At 66.3% G+C, this 20394-nt stretch carries 21 protein-coding genes; 8 read left to right on the plus strand and 13 right to left on the minus strand.

Annotated elements, in window-relative coordinates:
* The first annotated feature begins 85 nt into the window (after positions 1-85).
* Positions 86-391, plus strand: coding sequence for a hypothetical protein (locus tag SNAS_RS16475; protein ID WP_041624961.1), 306 nt, complete (start codon positions 86-88; stop codon positions 389-391).
* Here the strand turns inward: SNAS_RS16475 and SNAS_RS16480 are convergent.
* Both SNAS_RS16480 and SNAS_RS16485 read right to left on the minus strand, forming a co-directional pair.
* Positions 360-914: a hypothetical protein gene (locus SNAS_RS16480; protein WP_144300523.1), complete on the minus strand. Its 555-nt coding sequence runs from the start codon at positions 912-914 to the stop codon at positions 360-362. The two genes, SNAS_RS16475 and SNAS_RS16480, sit on opposite strands and share 32 nt — an antisense overlap.
* Before the next feature lie 105 nt (positions 915-1019).
* Positions 1020-1589 (minus strand): NIPSNAP family protein, encoded by a 570-nt coding sequence (locus SNAS_RS16485; RefSeq protein ID WP_041624963.1) that lies wholly within the window; start codon positions 1587-1589, stop codon positions 1020-1022.
* A 104-nt stretch (positions 1590-1693) separates the two neighbouring features.
* Between SNAS_RS16485 and SNAS_RS16490 the strand changes: the two genes are divergently transcribed.
* Positions 1694-2614 carry a GlxA family transcriptional regulator gene (locus tag SNAS_RS16490; RefSeq protein ID WP_013018581.1) on the plus strand — a complete coding sequence of 307 codons (921 nt, stop codon included), beginning with the start codon at positions 1694-1696 and terminating at the stop codon, positions 2612-2614.
* Between the two features lie 47 nt (positions 2615-2661).
* Here the strand turns inward: SNAS_RS16490 and SNAS_RS16495 are convergent, their stop codons facing one another.
* Entirely contained in the window at positions 2662-4260 is a 1599-nt protein-coding gene (locus tag SNAS_RS16495) for an alpha/beta hydrolase (RefSeq protein WP_013018582.1), read from the minus strand.
* 142 nt (positions 4261-4402) lie between these two features.
* Here SNAS_RS16495 and SNAS_RS16500 point away from each other — a divergent pair, with 142 nt between their 5' ends.
* Positions 4403-5128 carry a helix-turn-helix domain-containing protein gene (locus SNAS_RS16500; RefSeq protein WP_013018583.1) on the plus strand — a complete coding sequence of 242 codons (726 nt, stop codon included), beginning with the start codon at positions 4403-4405 and terminating at the stop codon, positions 5126-5128.
* Between the two features lie 41 nt (positions 5129-5169).
* On the opposite strand, the gene SNAS_RS16505 is transcribed toward SNAS_RS16500, so the two are convergent.
* Entirely contained in the window at positions 5170-6240 is a 1071-nt protein-coding gene (locus SNAS_RS16505) for a 3-deoxy-7-phosphoheptulonate synthase (protein ID WP_013018584.1), read from the minus strand.
* Between the two features lie 263 nt (positions 6241-6503).
* Here SNAS_RS16505 and SNAS_RS32865 point away from each other — a divergent pair, with 263 nt between their 5' ends.
* Entirely contained in the window at positions 6504-6941 is a 438-nt protein-coding gene (locus tag SNAS_RS32865) for a hypothetical protein (protein WP_013018585.1), read from the plus strand.
* Positions 6942-6994: 53 nt separating this feature from the next.
* Here the strand turns inward: SNAS_RS32865 and SNAS_RS16515 are convergent, their stop codons facing one another.
* Positions 6995-8572, minus strand: coding sequence for a right-handed parallel beta-helix repeat-containing protein (locus SNAS_RS16515; RefSeq protein ID WP_052305028.1), 1578 nt, complete (start codon positions 8570-8572; stop codon positions 6995-6997).
* A gap of 258 nt (positions 8573-8830) precedes the next feature.
* On the opposite strand from SNAS_RS16515, the gene SNAS_RS16520 reads away from it, so the two are divergent.
* Together SNAS_RS16520 and SNAS_RS16525 are read left to right on the plus strand one after the other, a co-directional pair.
* Positions 8831-10216 carry a cobyrinic acid a,c-diamide synthase CobB gene (locus SNAS_RS16520; protein WP_013018587.1) on the plus strand — a complete coding sequence of 462 codons (1386 nt, stop codon included), beginning with the start codon at positions 8831-8833 and terminating at the stop codon, positions 10214-10216.
* 200 nt (positions 10217-10416) lie between these two features.
* Positions 10417-10770, plus strand: coding sequence for a hypothetical protein (locus SNAS_RS16525; protein ID WP_013018588.1), 354 nt, complete (start codon positions 10417-10419; stop codon positions 10768-10770).
* Positions 10771-10847: 77 nt separating this feature from the next.
* Here the strand turns inward: SNAS_RS16525 and SNAS_RS32870 are convergent, their stop codons facing one another.
* Together SNAS_RS32870 and SNAS_RS16535 are read right to left on the minus strand one after the other, a co-directional pair.
* A complete protein-coding gene (locus SNAS_RS32870) occupies positions 10848-12098 on the minus strand; it encodes a serine hydrolase domain-containing protein (protein ID WP_013018589.1) in 1251 nt (416 codons plus the stop codon).
* Positions 12099-12149: 51 nt separating this feature from the next.
* Positions 12150-13631: a PepSY-associated TM helix domain-containing protein gene (locus tag SNAS_RS16535; RefSeq protein ID WP_013018590.1), complete on the minus strand. Its 1482-nt coding sequence runs from the start codon at positions 13629-13631 to the stop codon at positions 12150-12152.
* Between the two features lie 192 nt (positions 13632-13823).
* Here SNAS_RS16535 and SNAS_RS35185 point away from each other — a divergent pair, with 192 nt between their 5' ends.
* A complete protein-coding gene (locus tag SNAS_RS35185) occupies positions 13824-14954 on the plus strand; it encodes a hypothetical protein (RefSeq protein WP_144300525.1) in 1131 nt (376 codons plus the stop codon).
* Here the strand turns inward: SNAS_RS35185 and SNAS_RS16540 are convergent.
* Entirely contained in the window at positions 14837-16066 is a 1230-nt protein-coding gene (locus SNAS_RS16540) for an MFS transporter (protein WP_013018591.1), read from the minus strand. The two genes, SNAS_RS35185 and SNAS_RS16540, sit on opposite strands and share 118 nt — an antisense overlap.
* Before the next feature lie 86 nt (positions 16067-16152).
* On the opposite strand from SNAS_RS16540, the gene SNAS_RS16545 reads away from it, so the two are divergent.
* Positions 16153-16605: a winged helix-turn-helix transcriptional regulator gene (locus SNAS_RS16545; protein WP_013018592.1), complete on the plus strand. Its 453-nt coding sequence runs from the start codon at positions 16153-16155 to the stop codon at positions 16603-16605.
* Here the strand turns inward: SNAS_RS16545 and SNAS_RS16550 are convergent.
* The 5 genes from SNAS_RS16550 to SNAS_RS16570 form a co-directional block, all read right to left on the minus strand.
* Positions 16568-17290: a CPBP family intramembrane glutamic endopeptidase gene (locus SNAS_RS16550; RefSeq protein ID WP_013018593.1), complete on the minus strand. Its 723-nt coding sequence runs from the start codon at positions 17288-17290 to the stop codon at positions 16568-16570. The two genes, SNAS_RS16545 and SNAS_RS16550, sit on opposite strands and share 38 nt — an antisense overlap.
* Positions 17291-17384: 94 nt before the next feature.
* Complete coding sequence (locus SNAS_RS16555) at positions 17385-17702, minus strand: hypothetical protein (RefSeq protein WP_013018594.1); 318 nt, start codon at positions 17700-17702, stop codon at positions 17385-17387.
* Positions 17703-17726: 24 nt separating this feature from the next.
* Entirely contained in the window at positions 17727-18386 is a 660-nt protein-coding gene (locus SNAS_RS16560; RefSeq protein ID WP_013018595.1) for a response regulator, read from the minus strand.
* Positions 18383-19537, minus strand: a complete 1155-nt coding sequence (locus SNAS_RS16565) for a sensor histidine kinase (RefSeq protein ID WP_013018596.1) — start codon at positions 19535-19537, stop codon at positions 18383-18385. The genes SNAS_RS16560 and SNAS_RS16565 overlap by 4 nt, the downstream gene beginning before the upstream one ends.
* The gene (locus SNAS_RS16570) at positions 19534-20370 is read right to left on the minus strand and encodes a CPBP family intramembrane glutamic endopeptidase (protein WP_013018597.1); all 837 of its coding nucleotides are present in this window, start codon (positions 20368-20370) and stop codon (positions 19534-19536) included. Before SNAS_RS16570 ends, SNAS_RS16565 begins: the two co-directional genes overlap by 4 nt.
* Positions 20371-20394 lie beyond the last annotated feature (24 nt).

Here is a 20394-nt window from a genome sequence, read left to right on the forward strand (position 1 = left end):
TCAGCACGCATCCACCCCGGTCCGGCCCCCACACGCCGCTGCTGGGCATGGGCGCGCGACTGCGCAACACGACCGACAAGGCGGAGTGGGTCGCGGCGACGTACTTCCCGGTGGACGACGACGGCTGCGGTCTCCGCCAGGGCGACGACCGGGCGTCCTTCGGGTTCGGGGAGATACCGAACTGGACTATCACACCGGCGACGGCGACGGCGCCACGATCGGCGGCTGGTACGCCGACCGCGCACAGTGGAAAGACCTGGAGGGACAACTCCCCGACGGAGAGGACGAGCGGTATCCCCGAGGCGACAGCACTCACACGCTGCCGATCTGGCTGCCGCCCGACCTCAAGCCCGCCCAGGTCAGCCTGTACCTGTGGGCGCGGCCCGACTGAGACTCGTCGCCCCCAGGTGAACCGCGGCGTGCTGGTAGGTGAGCTTCCGGGTCGGGTCGGCCTCGGGAGTGTTGACGTAATGGCACAAGCCGCCCAGGGTCCGCGGCTGCGACCCGGAGTGAGCGAACGGCAGTTCCTGCTCCCATTGGGAGCGAGGGATCTCGGCGATGGTGTCGATGTGGGCCTGCCGGACCGCGTGGAACCGATGCCGGATGAGTTCCTCGGTCAAGCCACGTCCCGCGCGCACTCCCCCGACGTTCAGCGCGCCACCGGCTTCAGCGGTCTCCCATCGCGGGTCCAGGCTCCAGTGCGGCCGACCGCGCAGTGCCAGCGTCACGACGCCGAGGTTGATCTCGTCCCACATCGTGACGTGCACCGCCAGGTCGAGCAGCGTCAACGGACCGTCCGGAAAGGTCAACCGGTCGATGTCGGCGACGCCACTATCCATCGCCTCCACCAGCCGGTCACGGTCGTGGGACAGGGCCTGGCAGGCCCTGTCCTGATCGAACACCTCATCGCGCATGTCGGCAAGCATGGCACCGGATCCGGCCGTTTCGCCTGGTGACGGGCTGAGAGTTCCGCATGGCACCCATGCGTGCCCCGCATCGATCCCGACGAGCCCGACGTCTCAGTCGAACAGCGGCGCCAAACGCAGCGACCACTCCCGGGGCAGTCCCAGCTCGTCCAAATAGGTCTCCTGCTGCTCCTCGTCGTCGAACACGTTGAACCACACCAGCTTCGGGCCGTCGGTGCGCACCGGCAGCCGGGGAAAGTCGTTGTGCGCCGGCTCGGTCTCCAAGCGCACCACCGCCTCAACCCGGGGCGCGTTCTCTGGTTCGGGGTGAATCGTCGCCACGGTCCGGGCAGCGATCGGGAACCGCAGCTCGCTCAACGGCCGCAACAACAACACGTCCGAACTGTCCACCATGGTGGCGTTGGCGGCGGGCCCGTGGGTGCGCCACGTCTCACTCTCCCCGTAGAACTGGGTCAACGCGAGCTTGCGCGCCGCCATGTCGCTGAAGCCGCGCAGCCACACGAACCTGTCGGGCCGGTCCAGGTCGCGGTACAGGCCGAGCACCTTCATGCCGACCGCCTTCTGCCCCTCGATGAGATGATCCGCGAAAAGCTGGGCGAGGACATCCCGCCCACCGGGCTGCATTGTGTACTGACGAAGTTCGACGATCGTGGTTTCGGTCATGACCCCAGGTTCGCCGGTCCCGTCACCAGCGGCCAGTGGCAGCTGTGCCTATGTTCGCAAGTTTTCTGCCGTATGATCGTCGGGTGCGACAAGTAGCCGTCCCGATGATCGACGACATGCCCATGTACGAGCTGGGCATCGCCTGCGAGATCTTCCGCCACCCCTGGTACTCGCTGCGTCTGTGCTCCTCCGGCCCGGTGCGCATCGAAACCGGCTTCACCATCCACCCCGAACACAGCCTCGACACCCTCGGCGCAGCCGACACCGTACTGATCCCGGCACTGCCGCACGCCTGCCTCAACTCCGGCCGCCCCATCCCGCCAGACCTGATCGCGGCGGTCCGCGCCGCGGCCACGGCCGGAGCCCGCATGGTCTCGCTGTGCAGCGGCGCCTTCGTCCTGGCGGCGGCCGGAGTCCTCGACGGCAAACGCGCCACCACCCACTGGCAACAGGCCGCCACCCTCGCGAAGTGGTACCCGAACGTCGACGTCGACGCGTCCGTCCTCTATGTAGACAACGGCGACGTGCTCACCAGCGCGGGCCGCAGCGCCGCCATGGACCTGTGCCTGCACGTGGTGCGCCACGACCTGGGCTCCCACATCGCCAACTCCCTGGCCCGCGTCATGGTCGTCCCCGCGCACCGCCCCGGCGGCCAGGCCCAGTACATCGCGCAGTCCGTACCCACCACCGACGACGAGGGCCTGGGCGCCACACTGCAGTGGGCGCTCGATCGACTCGACCAACCGCTGACCGTCGCCGCCTGGGCCCGACAGGCGAAGATGAGCACCCGCACCTTCGTGCGCCGGTTCCACGAGGCCACGGCGACCACACCCCGCCAATGGCTACTCAACCAGCGCCTCAACCGGGCCCGCGAACTGCTGGAATCGACCACGATGTCCATAGACCACATATCCAAACACAGTGGACTGGGCTCCTCGGCGAACCTGCGCCACCACTTCAACGCCGCCATGGGCACCACCCCGACCAGCTACCGGCGCGCGTTCCAATCCACGTCACCGGCCTGACCCGAACCCCTCCGACGGGCCAGGCCGGTGACGGACTCACCCGACGATCACCGCCCCAGCCGCTCAAGCGTCTGGTCCCGCAACCGCTGCGCGTCCTCGCCCAGGTCGAGGCCCGACTTCTTGGACGCCTCACACGAGACATCCGCGTCCGGGAACTCGCCGTCCACGAGGTACTTCGTCGTGACGTTCAACGCGCACGGGTTGTCGTCGTACACGTAGACACCGTGGCCACTGCCGTCCACACTCACCAGCCGAGCCCGGTCGCCGAACGCCTCACGAACCATTTCCCCTCCGGCATGCGGTGTGGCGGGGTCGCGCTGATTCTGCAACACCAGCACGTTCTCGGGTCCCTCGTCGACGATCTCCACCGGAGGCTCGACAGGATCGTTGTTCCAGAACGCACACGGCGAGACGTTCGCGCCAGCCGCACCGAACAACGGGTAGGTCTCGCGATCCTCGGCGACCTGTTCCCGATAGGTGTCGACGTCCTCCGGCCAATCGACGTCGTTGCACGTCACGGCCAGGTACGACGACCACCCGTTGTCGTAGGGCGACGGCTCCGAACCCTTTGACGGCTCCTCGACGCTGTCGGCCACCCCCGGCAACCCCAACGGCTGCTTCTCCATCTGACGCCGAACAGCATCCTCATCGGACTCCGCCAGCGACTGCCACAACTGAGCGCCCGGAGCGTAATTGCCCTCCCCATACAACGTGAAGAACATGTTGAAGCGGAACAGTCCACCATCGATTTCAGCGACCGGTTCCTCATCGAGCCGCTCGGCTAGCGCGAAGTAGTTCTCCCGCACGGCATCGGCGCTCTCCCCGAGCCCATAACTGTCGTGGCGCTTCGCCGCCCAAGCGGCGAAATCCGGGAAGGTGTCCTCCATGCCCTGCCCGAACCGACGCTGCGCACCCCAGTCGAGCGCGGTGCCGCCGAGGTTGCTGTCGATCACGATCCGGTCGCTGTTGCCGGGGAACATCGACGCGTAGGCCGAACCCAGCCCGCTACCGTACGAGGCGCCATAGAAGTTGACCTTCTTCTCCCCCAGCGCTTCCCGGATAAAGTCCATGTCCCGGGCGGTATTGGCCGTCGTCATGTGCTTCATCAGCCCACCCGTATCGTGCTCGGCGCACTGATCGGCGATCTTCTTCGCGGCCTTGGCCTGCTTGACAACCGCCGCGTCATCCACCGCGTAAGGCGGCACGTTGCCCCGATAGTCCTGATCGGCGGTGAAACCACAGCTCACCGGCGTCGAATGCCCGACACCCCGGGGATCCATACCGATCAGGTCAAGGCTGTCCTTGACGCTGTCGGGCAAACCCAACCCGCTCATGTCCGCCGGTTGCGACAGCCCCGCACCCCCCGGCCCACCCGGATTGAGCATCAGCACCCCGCGCCGCTTCTCCGCATCCGTACTGGCCAGCCGCGAGATCATCACCTCGATCGTCTCGCCGTCCGGCTTCTCGTAATCCCGCGGCACGGCAACACTCGCGCACTCCAACTGCGCCGCCCCCACCACATCCTCGGGACACTCGCCCCACTCCACCGCCCCACCGTCCTCGGCGAACGCCGGCGCCATGACCACCCCGGCCAACCCCACCGCCGTCACCGCCACACCGATCCCGAGGATTCTTCCTCGATTCATCCCGTACCCCTTTCCATGTGACGAACCGTTGCGGCCCATCAAAAGCTGTGCCGCAACGGCACAGTCAAGAACCCCATCTATGACCCACGCCACACCCCACCCCCAGGTAGCGTCGGACGCCACGGAAAACGAGGTGACGATCATGTCCTGGAGCACCCGCGAACTCGCCGAGCTCGCCGGTACAAGCCTGCGAGCGGTACGGCACTACCACGAAGTCGGCCTCCTGGAAGAACCCGAGCGCCGCACCAACGGCTACAAGCAATACAGCGTCCGCCACCTGGTCCGACTACTGCGCATCAAACGCCTGGTCGACCTCGGCTTCACCCTGTCCCAAATCGCCGACATGGCCGACACCGACACCCACCCCGAAGAAGCACTCCGCACCCTCGACGCCGAACTGGCCACCACCATCGAACGACTCCAACGAGCCCGCGCGGAACTCCGCTTCATCCTGCGCCACTCCGCCCCGGCCGACCTCCCACCCGAACTCACCCCGATCTCCGGCCACACCCTGTCCGAAGCCGACCGCTCCTTCGTCACCGTCATGAACCAAACCCTTGGCCCCCAAGGCCGCCAGGCCTACTCCGACATGGTCCGCTCCGTGGCCGACGACCCCATCGCGCACGAGTTCGACAACCTACCGGCCGACGCCGACGAACCCACCCGCCAAGACCTGGCCGAACGCCTCACCCCCTACCTACGCGGCGTCTACAAAGCACACCCCGGCCTACGCACCATCACCGCCGACGCCCCCAGAGGCCCCGACTTCGCCACCCGCATGACCGGCAAAGCCCTCGTCGAGCTCTACAACCCCGCCCAAGTCGACGTCCTGGCCCGCGTAGCCCCCCACATCGCCGACTCAGCCTGATCGGGGCCCGGCTCTTCACCAAGCCGAGCCCCGATCACTCGTCAGCCGTGGCGCTTACGGACCGCTGTGGCCAGTTCCGTCAGTAGGGCTTCCGTCTCCTGCCAGCCGATGCAGGCGTCGGTCACGCTCTGCCCATAGTTGAGTGTCTCCAGTGCACCGGGTTCCTGGCGCCCCTCGACGAGGAAGCTCTCCACCATCAAGCCCGCGATGCCGTTCTCTCCCGCCGCGATCCGTTCGGCGACCTCCCGCACCACCTGGGCCTGCCGGACGTGGTCCTTTCCGCTGTTGGCGTGGCTGGCGTCGATGACCAGGCGCTCCGGCATGCCCGCCTTACCGAGCAACGCGAGTGCCTCTCCCACTGGCTCGGGCTGGTAGTTGGGTCCGCCGCGTCCGCCTCGCAGGATGACGTGGCAGTCCGGGTTGCCGCTCGTCGACACGATGGCGCCCCGCCCCTGCTCGTCGATGCCGAAGAAGACGTGGCTGCCCGCGGCGGCCCGGCAACCGTCGATGGCCGCGGTCACGTTGCCGTCCGTGGCGTTCTTGAACCCGATCGGCATCGAGAGCCCCGAGGCCAGTTGCCGGTGCACCTGACTCTCCGGGGTGCGGGCGCCGATCGCGCCCCACGAGACCGCGTCGGCGATGTACTGCGGGCTGGTCGGCTCCAGGAACTCGCAGCCCACCGGCAGTCCCACGTCCAGGACGTCGAGAAGCACCTGCCGCGCCAGCCGCAGCCCGTGCTCCACGTCGTAGGTGCCGTTCAGGTTCGGATCGTTGATCAGGCCCTTCCACCCCAACGTGGTGCGGGGTTTCTCGAAGTACACCCGCATGACAACACAAAGGACGTCGCTGAGCGGAGCGGCCGCCTCGGCCAGCCGGTTCGCGTACTCCACCGCCGCGACCGGATCGTGGACCGAGCACGGCCCGATGACCAGCAACAGCCGGTCGTCGTCACCGTCCAGTACCTGTTTGACCGCTTCGCGGCCGCGTTGCACCAAGGCCGCGCGGTCCGATCCCAGCGGCAGTTCGTCGCGCAGCACCGAAGGCGGCACGAGCGGCTGGAACCCGAGGACCCGCAGGTCGTTGGTCTGCGGCGAGTTTTCAGTGGTGGTCATTGAGCGGAAATCCCATCCTTATCGAGGCGGGTCCGCCATCCCTCGTGAGTCCACTCCGGTACCGGCCCGCCTAGACGACGAAAGGCAGAGACGGTCGTCTCTGCCTTGCTGGCTCCGGGTGTTCGATCGATCAGCGCACGTGATCACCGGCTCCACCCGGAGCCAGCTTAAAGCGCCAATACTGACGAACGACCGTAGACACGCGGCGACCCTAACACAACTCGTTGACGGGAAGTTGTGGACGCGGCCGGACCATGAGACCCATGCTGAGAAGAAGCAGGAAGGCCACGGCTGGCATAGTCGCCGGTGTCGGCGCACTCGCGGCGATCGCGGTGATCGCCGGGGGCGGTCTGGCCTCGGCGGACGCCGACAACGACAAGATCACCCCGAAAGTCGCCAACGGCGAGGACGCCCCCGACGGCGCCTATCCGTTCACGGTCAAACCCGCCAACCACCTGCAGACCGGCCAGTTCAAGGCCAAGAAGCAGAACGGCAAGCTGCTGAAGGTCACCGGCTACAAGCCGAGCCCGGACACCAGCAGCTGCCCGTACGACTCGGGCGGACCGTTCGTCCTCGAAACCGACTCAGGACCGCGCCTGGTCTCGGTGGAATCCGGCGGCCCGGATTGTCCACACTCCGGGCTCGAAGACACCGCCAGGATCGACACCAACACCGACTGGATCGACCAGAACATCGTCTAACCCCCGCTCCACCAAGGGGCCGTCGGAATGGGAGTCCCGACGGCCCCGTCACATCAGTTGTAGGTACTCCCCTGGTCCTGGCCGAACGTCGTCGGCCGGTTGTCATGGGTGAACACCGGCGGCACCGGCGGAGCGGGAGCGGTCCAGTCGGCCCAGCTCACCCGCTTCCCGTCCGGACGCACCTGCTGGAAACCCGCGAACCACCAATCCCCCACGTAGTGGTTCGTCCGGAACACGATCCCCTGCTGGAACGTGAGCCGCCACGGAATCGTGTACCCGGGGAACTCATCGAACGACCCCCAGTTCGAGAACACTCCGTTGAGGCCGCAGTACTGCGCTCCAACACAACTGGCCCCCACAGCTGCCTTGTCAATACTGAAGTCATTGTTCTCCACCACAATGTTCTCAGTGGACCAGCGACAGCGGTACTTGTCGATTCCGTCCGGGATGTCGTTCTCCACAGCGGTTTCGCACTGCGCGTCGTCATACAGGTCGGTCTTGATCGTGCAGAACGGTGGATGCGTATGCGCCTCGGAAGAGCAGTAGCGGTCCGGGTTCTCCCACAGAATCACGCCACCCCAGTTGTCGATGAAATCGTTGTCGCTGATCACCATCGGCGAGGCGAGACCGTACCCTTCCGGGCTACCGCTCTCGGACACGTACACCGCTCCCACAGGGAAGGTGTCACCCTTGTCGGCCTTCTTCTTGCCCGCGACGATGGCGTTGCGGCGCATCGTGTTGAACCGCACCCGCGCGTCATACCCGGCCTCGATGAACAGGGCCTGGTCGTCGTTCTCCTCGATCAGGTTGCGCTCGATCACGAAGCCACGGTTGTTGTTGTCCAACCAAAGCCCGACCCCACGGTTGTCGTGCACCCAGTTGTCGGTCACCGTGACATTGCGGTTGATCCAGAACTTAACGCCGCCACTGCAACCGCAACCGGGAACCTGGGTCTCCCAGTCGTCGGTGTTGTTACCGACGATCTCGTTGCCGTCGAGCACGAAGTTGGCGATATCGGTGGTCTCCGAATGACCCCCGCAACAAGCGTTGATGCCGTACTGACCATTGTCCTTAATGCAGTTGTCGCTGTACACGTTGTCGCGCCCAGCCATCAGCCCGGCGCCCTTGTTCTCGGTGATCGTGTTGTTGCGAACCTTCCACCCGCGCGCGGCGTCCTTGTTCACCACACCTTGATCCTGCGGCGCGACAAACCCCCGGATCGTCAAGTGCTCGATGGTCACATTCGTGGCGCCCTGCGTGAACGCGGCCCGATTGATCCCCTGACCGTCAAAGATCGCACCCGGTGCTCCGACAAAAGTCGTCCCGCTACCCGGCTCGATCTGCCCATACGGGTCAGCGTCCATCATGTGAACCCCAGGCGCGAACCAAAACGTCCGATCGGCCTGCCGGAAGTCGTAGAACATGTCGTTGTTGTTCCCGGCGGGAACCACGGTCGCATTGGTCGGCGGCTCGGCCGGACCGTCCAAGATGTCAGCGTTCCCGCACACCGGCGCCGGAGCCACAGCAGGCGGATCATCGGACACTCTCGGCTCCGCCGACGGCTCGACGGCCACGGCGGCACCCGACGTCACCACCAGACCGCTCATCACCACGACGATGCTGATGATCAAGCTGACAAGGCGCAGTACAAAGGAGCTTCGGGAACGATTGGACTTGGGGCGAAGGGCTTCGAGAGCCTCAACCCTCGATGGGCAATTGTTCATGATGCTCATTATTGACGCGACACCCCGCCCAGAAACCGTCCGTTCGGTTTAAATCGGTTGGGCGACAACAGTTTCGGAAGCCGTGAGACTTCGCTTATCGAGAGTGATAAGACACGTTAACCAGCAAGGGTCACAGCTTTCATCCGCAGCATGTAGAGTCCGACTGTGCCACGTCGTGCGGGGTTTGTGGTTGCCGCTTCACATAGCGGTGCCGGGAAGACCACTGTTACCGCGATCGTGTTGCGTCGACTGTGTCAGCGTGGGTTGGCGGTGCGGTCGTTCAAGATCGGGCCGGACTTCATCGATCCTGGATACCACAGGGAGATCACCGGTAGGCCGTCCATCAACCTGGATGTGTGGATGATGGGTGTCGCAGGGGTGCGTCGGGCGTTTCGGCGGTGGTCGCAGGACGCTGAGGTCAGTGTGGTCGAGGCGATGGGCGGGCTGTATGACGGCATGAATGGGACGGGGCGTGGGAGTGCCGCTCATGTGGCCAAGACGCTGGGTTTGCCCGTTGTCGTGGTACTTGACGTTTGGGGTATGACCGGTACGACGGGTGCGATTTTGGAGGGACTGCGGTCTTTCGATCGGGGGGTGCGTATCGCGGGGTGCATTTTGAACCGGGTTGGTAGTCGCACTCACGCCGATATGATTGTTGACGCGTTGCCACGGCGGCTCAAGCCGTTGGTGTTGGGTGCGATCACGCAGGATCAGAGCCTCGCTGTTCAGGAGCGGCATTTGGGGCTGGTGACTGTGGATGAGAATCGGGCGTCGGAACGGGATCGGGGTCTGGCTCAGGATGAGGCGGGTGCCGAGCTTGATATTGAGCGGTTGTTGACGGTTACCCGGGGTGGGGCGGCGGTGGAGTCCGCGTCGGTGAAGCTGGGGCGGCTTCGGGGGCAGCCGAGGGTTCGGTTGGCGGTGGCTCGGGATGCGGCGTTTTGCTTCTATTACGAGGAGAACCTGGTCGCGTTGCGGGAGGCGGGGTTCGAGCTCGTGTCGTTCAGTCCGGTTCGCGGGGACGGGTTGCCCGATGGCACCGACGCGGTCTATTTGGGTGGCGGTTATCCGGAACGTTTTGCTGTTGAGTTGGGGGCCAATCGGGGGTTGGCGCGGCAGTTGCGGGAACGGGCACAGGAGGGGATGCCTGTTTATGCCGAGTGTGGCGGAATGATGTACCTGGCGCGGTCTCTCACGGGGTTTGACGGGGTGCGGCATCGGATGGCGGGTGTGTTGCCCATCGATGTGGCTATGGATTCGGGGTATTTGTCCATCCATTATGTTCGCGTGCGGACTCGTGTTGCTTCGCCTTTTGGGGATGGTGGGGTTGAGGCGTTGGGGCAGGAGTTTCATCAGTCTCGTGTTACGGCGGCGGATGTCGAGCCGAACCTGTTTGATGTGTCCACAAGTACCGGTGCCAGTTATCGGGCGGGGTATCTCGTGGGGAATGTCGCGGCTAGTTATGTGCACCTGCACCTGGCTGGGCGGTCGCGGATGTTGCGTCAGTGGGTTCGGTGTGCCGAGGGGGCCGGGCGGGGGGTTAGTGGATGAGGCGGAACTGTCCGTTTTGTTATTAGAAAGTACTATTCGTGATCTCCGGCATACGTCGTATCCCTGGGCATTCTGCTCAAATCGGCGAGGCTTAGCGTTTGGGGCGGTGGAGTTGGAAAGCGTTTGCGAGCCGTTGGTGGTTCGGGCGTTTTACGGTCCACTGTGTTTATTTCCCTCAGTATCAAAAGGAATGCTTCTTTATGCGCAAGCGTCTTGCCGCCCTCGTTGTGGGCGGCGTGGCCGTCACCGCCGCCATCACCGCCGGAATCGCCTCCGCCGATGCCGGTGGCGACCCCTTCCTCGAAGTCAACGGCAACAACGGCAAGCCCGTGTCCGTGGGCGCCTCCGTCAAGCTGTACGGCACCTGCGCCTACGACCCGAAGCCGGTCGTCGTGTCCAACGCCTTCGTCGACGGCAAGGTCGAGGTCAAGGACGAGAAGCCGTTCAAGGGAACCGCGAAGATCGCCGACGTCGACCCCGGCAAGTACGAGGTCGTTCTGGAGTGCGACGGCGAGAACGCCGACATCAAGCGGGTCTTCATCACGGTCAAGTAGTACCCCGGGACGTGTACAAGGGCCGGTTCACAGGCACAGAACTGTGAACCGGCCCTTGTGGAGGGGTGTGAGGGTGGTTAGCGGAACGCCGACTCCAGGGTCATCGGGGACTGATCCGGGAGGGTCTTGGACACGGCGGGATCGTTGATGTCCACGTCGCACAGTCCGGCGTAGAGCAGGCCGCGCCATGCCTTGTTGAGTTCCTCGGTGGGGTTGAGTTCGTAGCCGAGGGTGAAGGTGAACGTCACCTGGCGGTTGGCGTCCGGGGAGTGCGCGGTCCAGGTGAGGTAGCCCATTCCGTCGCCGCCGTGCCCGTAGGCGATGCGGTCGGGGATCGGGGCACAGTTGTCGGGGAGTTTGACGAAGGCTTGCAGGCCCAGACCGTAGGTTTTCTCCGACTGCGGGCTGAGCTCGCGGGCCTCGGCGAGCCGTTCGGGGCTCAGCAGGGTTCCGTCGGACATGGCCTTGTAGAAGCGGTTGATGTCGCGCGGGTTGGACACGGCGGCCACGCCCGCCCAAAACTGCGACGGGTGGAGTTCGGAGACATCGATCATTTCCTTGCCGTCACCGGCGTCGAAGTAACCGTTGGGGTGCGGGCCTTCCACGACGAGCTCGCCGTCGCGAGCCATCATGTAGGTGTCGTCGAGTCCCGCCGGGTCCAGTACTCGCTCGCCGATGGCGTCCTCTATGGATTTGCCGGTGAGGTCCTCGATCAGCAGGCCGATCACGGTGTAACCGGTGTTGGAGTAGGCGAACTTGCTGCCGGGTTCGAAGTCCAGCGGTTTCTCGGTGGCCATCGCGATGAGTTCTTCGGGCGTGTACTCGTTCAGCCGGTTGTCGCGCACGTCGGTGGGGTCGCCCTGGTGCAGTGATCCGTAGATGTGGACGAAATAGTCCGGCACGCCGCTGGTGTGGTTGAGCATTTGCCGCGTGGTGATGGTGTCCTCGTAGGGCAACACGTCGGGCAGGTATTCGTCGATGGGGGCGTCGAGGTCGAGTTCGCCCTCATCAGCCAGTTGCAGAGCGACGGTGGCGATCATGCTGAGTGCGACGCTGGAGGCCCGCACCCGGTCGGTGGGTTCGGGTGGCGTGTTCTCTCCGAGTACCCGTTCACCGGCGGCGCCTTCCCAGACACCGTCGCCGTCGCGGACCTCCGCGATCACCGCCGGGGCGCCCGCTTCCTGTAGGGCTTTGAGCTTGCTGTCCAGCAAGTCACTGTCCATACCGGAGTTTGGGCGTTCGGAGTCGAAAGGGTCAGCGATGGCGACCGCGGAACCGGCAGCCATCACGGCCGCCAGTCCGGCGACGATGAGTAGGCGTTTTCGCATCTCGGCATGCTAGGCAGCATTCTGCCGTCGCACCAACGCATGCGAACGAACTCAAACGATGTCGCCGGTATGGCGCGGTGCGTCGACGGTTGAGCGTCGGACGAGTCCGGCTATCGCGTCGAAGAGCAGGAACGCGATCAGGGAGACGCCCAGGACGGGCATGGCCCAGCAGGTGAAGACGACCACGCCGATGCCGACAGCGAAGGCTCCAGGGTGGACTTGGCGCCAGGTGCCTCGGGTCGGGGGTGCGCCCACGGGGGCGGTGCGGTCAGTGCGGGTGGGGCGGCGTTGCCACCACATCCGGTATCCCCACACGGTCACACACAACAGGCCGATCGCCAGGGCCGCGAGTAGGATCTGGTTGATGAGTCCGAAGAGGAATCCCATGTGGAATGCGACGCCGAGTTTGGACAGCTGGGCCAGGAGGGGCCAGTCGGCGAAGTCGTTGCGGGAAACCACGGTGGCGGTGTCGGCGTCGACGGCGATCTGGTCGTAGCCGACCGGCCAGGTGGCGTCGTCCTGCGCGACTGTCCAGGCGGTGCCCGCTTCGGTGGGTGGGGTCACTTCGATCTTGCCGGTCAGTCCGGCTTTTCGGGCGACTTCCACCACGTTGTCGACGTTGGACGGGTCGTAGGCCGCGTCGCCGCTGTTGCCGGTGTGGGAGCCGTGGTGGCCGCCGCCGGATTCCTCTCCCCCGGTGTCGGTCCCGGGGAGTGTGGTGTCCAGGACGGGGCGTTGGGCGCTGAGCTGCTCTTGGACTATGTCGAAGTTGCCGCCCGCGTATCGCGACCAGGTCAGGCCGGTCGCGGACAGGGCCAGCAGGCCGACGGCGAGCCAGATTCCGGTGGCGGCGTGCCAGCTGCGGGTGCGGCGGACTCCCTTGCCAGCGTTGGTGTCCGGCAGGACGGTGCGGCGCAGTTTGCGGCGGCCGGTCCACTGCCGACGGATCCACAGGAATACGCCTGCCAGCACGATCACCCACAGCCAGGACGCGGCCAGTTCCGAGTAGTGGCGGCCCAGCGCGCCCAGGTGCAGGTTGCGGTGCAGGTCGTCGAGCCAGGTCATGAGTGGGGTTTCTCCGAACCAGGTTGTCAAGGTGCCTTTCACCTTGTTGTCGTAGGGGTCGACGTACACGGTGTGCTGCTTCTCGCCCAGTTTCGGCAGTGAGAACACGACCTTCGTGGTCTCGTCGGGTTCGACGGGTGGGATGACCGTGGCCAGGTCGCCGTCCGGGTGCGCTTCGCGGGCCGCCGCGACCTGGTCGGCGAGCGGTTGGGTGGTCTCGCCGATGTCGTCGACGTACAGCTCGTCGGCGTAGACGACGTCGTCGAGTTGCGGCGAGAAGACGAAGGCCAGGCCGCTCAGCGCCGCGATCGCCAGGAACGGGGCGACCAGTACTCCGGCGTAGAAGTGCAGCCGCGTCAGCAACGGCACGATCGATCGGCGGGCGGCGCGGCGTGACGGCGGGGGTGAGACCGGGGCGTCAGCGGGCGCCGTGGGCGCGGCCGGCGACGGGCTGGCAGGGATGGACATGGACAGGCCTCCGACAAGATTCGACGCTGCGCGTGGGCCTCCGTGGGGCCTTGGTCACGCGAGGGGTGTTCGTTCTTTAGTCGTCACCCGACCCCGGGTAGTTCCCGGCGTGACCATCGGTTTTTCACGCCTGGGGGTTATTAAGTGGCGCTGTTTACAATGGCGCTTCTTCGATGGACTCCAGGAGGCTTGGTGGGCAGGTTCGTGCGCTCGATCGTCCGGGTGGGTGCTGCGCTCGTGGTGTTGTTGTTGGCGAGTTCGCCGGTGTTCGTGGATGAGACGGTTTCGGCTGGGCAGCCTGGTCCGGAGATCCTGGTGTACTCCAACAACATCGAGAACCTGTTGACGATGGGTGAGGACTGTCAGGGCGATTGGGACGAACTGGTTCATTACATCGCCGACGGGGATGCCCCGGATCTGGTTCTGCTGCAACAGGTCGCTGGTCAGTCCCAGGTGGACCGGTTCGTCGAGGAGCTGGAGCGTTTCGGTTCGGGGCGGTATCGGGGGGTGACGGCTGATACCGAGCCGGACGGTGGTGGCCGTTGCGGGGCAGAGAAAGGCAAGCAGCTCAACGCGATCGTGTGGAACACCGCGACACTGTCCCTTGAGAAGGGTTCAGCGCGGGAGTGGCAGTCGCTGCGGGCGAATCCGAAGTCCGGGGGCGAGCAGTGTGTCGCCAATGATCAGTCCCGCACCGTCAACGTGAAGGCGGGTTTCACGCATCGGTCGGGGCAGCGGGTCGCGGCGGCCTCGATTCACTGGCCGACGCATGAGAGCGGCAATGCCTTGTGTGCGGACGACAACGCGCGACTGCTCGATGCCGAGCTGCGGGAGAAGTCGTATCGCGATAGCGCGCTTCAGGTGGTGGGCGGTGACATGAACTATGGCGATATCAACCGGAAACTGAAGTGGTGCAAGTGGTACCGGCAGATGCGGTCGGGCAATGGCTTCGCCGATCCGCTGCGGTCGGGGTGCGGGAAGGACGCCGACTGTATCGAGAAACTATGGACGCATATCCGTTACTTCGGTCAGGACGGGAAGAAACGCCGGATCGACTACCTGTTCGCGCGGCGTGGTACTTCGGCGACCGCGCAGTACCGGGATCAGCGGATCGTCGGTTTCGGCGCCGCTGACGCGGCCGAGCGTCGGCATCATCGTGAGGACGAATCGGACTGCCAGACCTATCTGGACCGTCCGGGTTGCCATTACTCCGAGCATCGGGCGGTTTCGGCGCGAGTGTGGTTACCGTCGGCGGGCTTCGCATGGGGGCGGGTCGGGGTTTGGTGGAGTGCGGCGGCGACGAGAAGCGCCAGCGCGGCGTAGGCGGCGCCGAGCAGGCTGGCGGCTGGCCATCCCGCGAGGCTGTATGCCCAGGTCGTGGTGATGGCTCCCAGCGCGGAGCCCAGTGAGTAGAAGGCCATGTAGGCGCCGATGACGGTGCTGCTTCGCTCGGGGTGGGCGGTGGTGAGCAGGTGTTGGTTGCTGACGTGGACGGCTTGTACGGCGAAGTCCAGGGCGATGATGCCGACGATCAGCGGCCACAGTGACGATCCCGTCTGGGCGATGAGCAGCCAGGAGGCGATGAGCAGTCCCAACGACCAGATGGTGACCCTGGTGGTCAGGCCCCGGTCGGCCCAGCGGCCGGCGCGGGCGGCTCCGAGGGCTCCGGTGAGACCGGCGAGCCCGAATAGTCCGATGTGGCTTGTCGTTAGGTGCCAGGGTGCTTCGGTCAGGGGCAGCGCCAGGCCGCTCCACAGTGTTCCGAACGAGGCGAACAGGAAGAACGCGACCAGGCCGCGGTTGCGCAGCAGCCGGTCGGTGGCGGCCAGGTGCGCCAGGGATGCCAGCAGTCGCGGGTAGCGGGTTTGGGGGCGGGGGTGGTCGGCGTCGAGGATGGTCGCGGTGGCGAATGCGAGGAGTACGGACAGTCCGGTGAGGACGAGGTAGACGGCCCGCCAGTCGGCGAGGTCGGCGAGGCTGCCCGCGGCGACGCGTACGCCGAGGATGCCGATAACGACGCCGGAGGTGACCGCCCCGATGTCGCGTCCGCGTTGACGGGGCGGGGAGACGGCGGCGACGTAGGCCACCGTGGTCTGGACGACGACGGCGAACAGCCCGGCCAGGGCCAGGCCCGCGATCGCGATGGCGGCGGTGGGGGCGATCGCGGTGATGGCCGCGCCCAGCGCGATGAGGACGAGGTGGGTGGTGATGAGCCTGCGGCGGTTGAGCAGGTCGCCGAGGGGTACCAGCAGCACGAGTCCGGCGAGGTAGCCGATCTGCCCGGAGGCCACCAGCCATCCCAGGGCGGCCGGGTTCATTCCCAGGTCGCGGCCCGCGGCTTCGAGGACCGGTTGGATGCCGTAGATGGTGGACACCGCCACGGCGCACACGATGGCCAGCAGTACGCGTCGTCGGGTGGTCAGTCCTGTTGTCACGTCGCCCTCCTATTGGTTTCACAATGCAACTGAAATGACAGTAGGGCATACTGGTTTCATATTGCAACTGATCTTGGGAGGGTTCGGTGGACGTCACACTCGCCACTGGGGGTACCTGGACCGACGCGGCCTGTCCGGTGGCGCGGACCACCGATCTGGTCGGTGATCGGTGGAGTCTGTTGATCATCCGGGACGCGATGGACGGGGCGTCGACGTTCACGGACTTCCAGCGGGGCCTGGGGATCGCCCGCAATATCCTCACCGACCGGCTGCGCAAGCTCGTCGAGCACGGCATCCTCGACAAGTCGGACGCGGCGGACGGACGGCGCTACAACTACCGGCTCACCGAAGCGGGGCGCGACCTGTTCACCGTCGTGGTCGCCCTGCGGCAGTGGGGTGAGCGGCACGCGTTCGCCGCTGACGAGCCGCACTCGACGCTCGTCGACGGGCAGGAGCGGGAACTGTCCGAACTGCGCGCGCTCAACCGGGACGGGCAGCCGGTCACCGTCGAGAGCTCGCGCGTTCGCAAGCTCGACTGAGCGGTACCGCGATGACACAGCCGACGACGAGCGCCAGGCCGAAGGCCGTCATCGGTATCGCCTGGCCGCCGGTGAAGGCCAGCGCGAGGTTGGCGCCCAGGTGGATGATGGTGCACACGACCATGCGCTGCCACAGCGATCCGGTCATCACGTAGGTCATCGTGACCGTCAGGGTCACGGTGCCGACGAGGAACGCCGCGTGTTGGACGAGCGGCAGCGCGAAGTACTGGACGTGCCAGACACCGAAGGCGGCGCCGACGATGACCGCCGTGGCGAAGCGCGGCAGCCGCACTCCCAGGGCGTGGAACAGGATGCCGCGGAATCCGATCTCCTCGGTCAGGGCACCCAGGGTCTGGGCCAGGATCATGATCGCGACCGGTGTTCCGGCGACGGTCGCGGGGATCTGCGGGGCTTGGCCACGAAACAGTGACACGGCGGCGAAATAGACGGCGGTGACGGCGATCGACAGTCCGATCGACAGCAGGAACGTTCGCGTGCCAGCCGGTTTCGGGAAGTCAGGCAGGTGCTTTCGCATGGTGGCCCAGCAGATCGCGGCCCCGATTCCCGGTGCGAGCATCACCAGCGACAGGACCTCCATGCTCACGCCGGTCAGCGGTTGCACCGCCAGCAGACCGGCCGCCGCGACGGTTGAGGCGCCCCCCCACACGAGGATGACTGGCCACATGCGACGCTGCCGGAGTGGTGCGGATGGAGGGAGGGTGGTGGGGTTCATGTCGGCCACTGTGCCCGGTCACCGCCGGGACCAGTGGTGACAATTGTCAGTGATTCGCCTTGAACGTCAGCGGGTTGCGGTACGCCACCAGGCAGGCACCGAACCGGCGGGCACCCTCCTCGGCGGCCGACAGCGCGGCGGCGTCGGCGGTGGTCAGTTCGGCGGCTTCGATCAGCTGGCACAGGGTGCTGCTCCCCCGGCGGGGCGGGGCCGGGTCGAGGCGGTAGGTCATCACCAGGTGCCCGGTGCGGGTTTCCAGGTCGGCGCGCAGCGCGGACAGCTCGGAGTGGGGCGGCGCGAACTCCGTCCGGTCAAGGGTTTCGCGCAGGTGTGACGGAAGGTCGGCCAGCCACGGGACGGACATGCCGAAAGCCTAGGTCGCGGGAGGTCAGGACGCCAGTCCGCGACGGTAGGCGTAGACGACGGCCTGGACGCGGTCCCGCAGGCCGAGTTTGGTGAGGATGCGCGACACGTAGGTCTTGACGGTCTCGTGGCTGATCACCAGGGTCGCGGCGATCTCGCTGTTGGACAGGCCGTTGGCGATGTGCCGCAGTACTTCCAGTTCACGCGGGGTCAGCGCGGTGTCGTCGGGGGTGTCCTCGGCGGGACGAATCCGGGCCGCGTAGCGGCCGACGAGTTGGCGGGTCACGTCGGGATCCAACAGCGCGGCACCGGAGGCGACCGTGCGGATGCCGTGCAGCAGCTGGGCCGGTGGGGCGTCTTTGAGCAGGAACCCGCTGGCTCCGGCGCGCAGCGCCTCGTAGACGTATTTGTCCAGATTGAACGTCGTCACGACGAGCACCTTGACCGGGTCCTCCACACCGGCACCGGCCAGCTGGCGGGTGGCTTCGATGCCGTCCAGCACCGGCATCCGCACGTCCATCACCACGATGTCCGGGTTCAGGTGTCGCGACAGCTCGACGGCGGCGCGGCCGTCGGCGCACTCGCCGACGACGTCGAGATCGGGTTGGGCGCCGATGATGGTCGCGAAGCCCGCGCGGATGAGGGCCTGGTCGTCGCAGATCAGCACCCGGATCGGTTCGGTCACGACGCGGTTCCCGTCGGGATGCGGGCCCGGATGAGGTACCCGTCTGGTCGATGGTGGACGGCGCTGAAGTCTCCGCCCAGGGCGGAGACGCGTTCGCGCAGTCCCGTCAGGCCCCGGCCGCTGCCGCCGGGGGACGCGGCCTGGGAACCGGAGCCGTCGGTGGTGACCTCCACGGCGATCTCCTGAGATCGATAGTGGACTTCGACGGTGGTTCGCTGGCCGTGGGCGTGTTTGAGGGCGTTGGTGAGTGCTTCCTGCACCACGCGGTGGGCGACGAACTCGGCGCTGCCGTTGTGGCTGTTGGGGGTCCCAGTTTCGGTGAACTCCACCGGTTGTCCGGCCCGGCGCGTGTGTTCCACGAGGGAATGGAGGTCGCCTATGGACGGTGTGGGGGTCTCGGTGCCGTGGTCGGGGTTGAGCAGGTCGAGCAGGTGCCGCAGGTCGGTGATGGCCCGGCGTCCGGTATCGGTGACGGCGGTGAGGGTCTCGTCGAGACGGTCGGGGGTGGCGGTCAGGTAGCGGGCCGCTTCGGCCTGTACGACCATCGCGGTGACGTGGTGGGTGACGACATCGTGCAGCTCGCGGGCGATGCGCTCGCGTTCGGTGGTGCGGGTGGCCTCGGCGACGAGACGACGCCGTTCGGCCTCGGTGGCGCGGGTGGAGCGCAGCCAGGAGCCGACGCCCCAGGAGATGGCCAGCCCCAGGTAGAACAGCCCGAAACCGGCGAACCCCTCGGTGGAGCCGAAACGGTCGAGCGTGATCGCCAACGCCACATACACAGTGGACAGGATGGCGATGGTGACGCGGCGGTGGTGCGCCAGGTGGGCGCCCGCGCTGAGTATCGCGATGGGCAGTGCCGCGCCCGCGACGAAGTGGTAGCTGAACAGCTCACCGATGAGGAAACCCAGTGACACCAGGGCGAGACTGACGGCGGGCCAACGGCGTCGCACGGCCACCGGAGCACACAGGACGACCAGCAGCACGGCGGCGTACGCGTCGAAGGGACGCGGCGGAAGGTCACCGACCTGGGTGACGTGGTCGCGCAGCGCCGGCAGGAACGACCCACCGAACAGCAGCAGCGCGAGCGGGAGATCCCGGATCGTGACGTCCCAGCCTCGCCACGTGTCCCGGGCCCGCCGCAGATCGATCACCGGGAGAGCGTAGCGGGCGCCTCGGCGCGGGCGCTACGTCGCAACGGGACCAGGTTGCCGCGCCGCCGCGCCAGCCACAGGAACACGACCGTCGCCAGCACACAGAACACCACCGAGTACAGGCTTCCCTCCGGACCGAAGTCGCCGCCGGTGAGTATCACCGGGCCCGACGTCGACGCGTCCAGCAGTCCCTGCGGGGTCCCGTTTCCGGACACCTCGGTACTGAAGATGCCCGACGCGGCGAAGTTCCAACCGAAGTGCAGCCCGATCGGCAGCCACAGCGACCGGGTGGCGACGTACGCGGCGGTGAGCATGCCCCCGGCTTCGATCGCGATGGCGATCGCGCCCCACAGGTTCGCGTTCGGGTTGACCAGATGCACCAGGCCGAACGCCAGCCCGGTGAGCGTCAACGCGATCCAGGTGCCGATGCGTTGCTCGACGATCCGGAACAGGACGCCGCGCCACAACAGCTCCTCGGTCACCGCGGCGGCGGCCATGAAGCCGAACAGTGCCACTGCGCTTTCAATCGAGCCCCTGCCGTTGACGTGGTAGCCCTCGAGGAAGGCGATGTTGAAGATGACGAGGGCGAACAGTCCGGCGCCGATCAGTGTCCCCCAGCCGATCCCGGCCGCCGCGCGGTTGGCGGCGAGTTCGGCGACCGGCTTACGGCGTTCGGACCATCGCACCACCCACGCGTAGGTGGCCAGGGCGGCCACGGCCACCGCGAGACCGACGAACAGGGTGAGGAGCTTGTTGTCCGACACGGCGTACACGGCCTGTCCACCGAGGAACGAGACCGCCGCGATGGCCACGAGCTGCTTCAACAGTCGCATGTGGAGTCCTTTGCGTAGGGGCGC

Origin of the sequence: Stackebrandtia nassauensis DSM 44728 (assembly GCF_000024545.1) — a bacterium.
GTDB classification, from domain to species: Bacteria; Actinomycetota; Actinomycetes; order Mycobacteriales; family Micromonosporaceae; genus Stackebrandtia; species Stackebrandtia nassauensis.

Bases quoted from the DNA above. Each gene is read 5' to 3' on its own strand.
- SNAS_RS16480 (WP_144300523.1), bottom strand. From the start codon at position 914: ATGCGCGATGAGGTGTTCGATCAGGACAGGGCCTGCCAGGCCCTGTCC.
- SNAS_RS32870 (WP_013018589.1), bottom strand. From the start codon at position 12,098: ATGCGAAAACGCCTACTCATCGTCGCCGGACTGGCGGCCGTGATGGCT.
- SNAS_RS16555 (WP_013018594.1), bottom strand. From the start codon at position 17,702: ATGTCCGTCCCGTGGCTGGCCGACCTTCCGTCACACCTGCGCGAAACC.
- SNAS_RS16535 (WP_013018590.1), bottom strand. From the start codon at position 13,631: ATGTCCATCCCTGCCAGCCCGTCGCCGGCCGCGCCCACGGCGCCCGCT.
- SNAS_RS16500 (WP_013018583.1), top strand. From the start codon at position 4,403: ATGTCCTGGAGCACCCGCGAACTCGCCGAGCTCGCCGGTACAAGCCTG.
- SNAS_RS16570 (WP_013018597.1), bottom strand. From the start codon at position 20,370: ATGCGACTGTTGAAGCAGCTCGTGGCCATCGCGGCGGTCTCGTTCCTC.
- SNAS_RS32865 (WP_013018585.1), top strand. From the start codon at position 6,504: ATGCTGAGAAGAAGCAGGAAGGCCACGGCTGGCATAGTCGCCGGTGTC.
- SNAS_RS16485 (WP_041624963.1), bottom strand. From the start codon at position 1,589: ATGACCGAAACCACGATCGTCGAACTTCGTCAGTACACAATGCAGCCC.
- SNAS_RS16495 (WP_013018582.1), bottom strand. From the start codon at position 4,260: ATGAATCGAGGAAGAATCCTCGGGATCGGTGTGGCGGTGACGGCGGTG.
- SNAS_RS16505 (WP_013018584.1), bottom strand. From the start codon at position 6,240: ATGACCACCACTGAAAACTCGCCGCAGACCAACGACCTGCGGGTCCTC.
- SNAS_RS16490 (WP_013018581.1), top strand. From the start codon at position 1,694: ATGATCGACGACATGCCCATGTACGAGCTGGGCATCGCCTGCGAGATC.
- SNAS_RS16525 (WP_013018588.1), top strand. From the start codon at position 10,417: ATGCGCAAGCGTCTTGCCGCCCTCGTTGTGGGCGGCGTGGCCGTCACC.
- SNAS_RS16550 (WP_013018593.1), bottom strand. From the start codon at position 17,290: ATGTGGCCAGTCATCCTCGTGTGGGGGGGCGCCTCAACCGTCGCGGCG.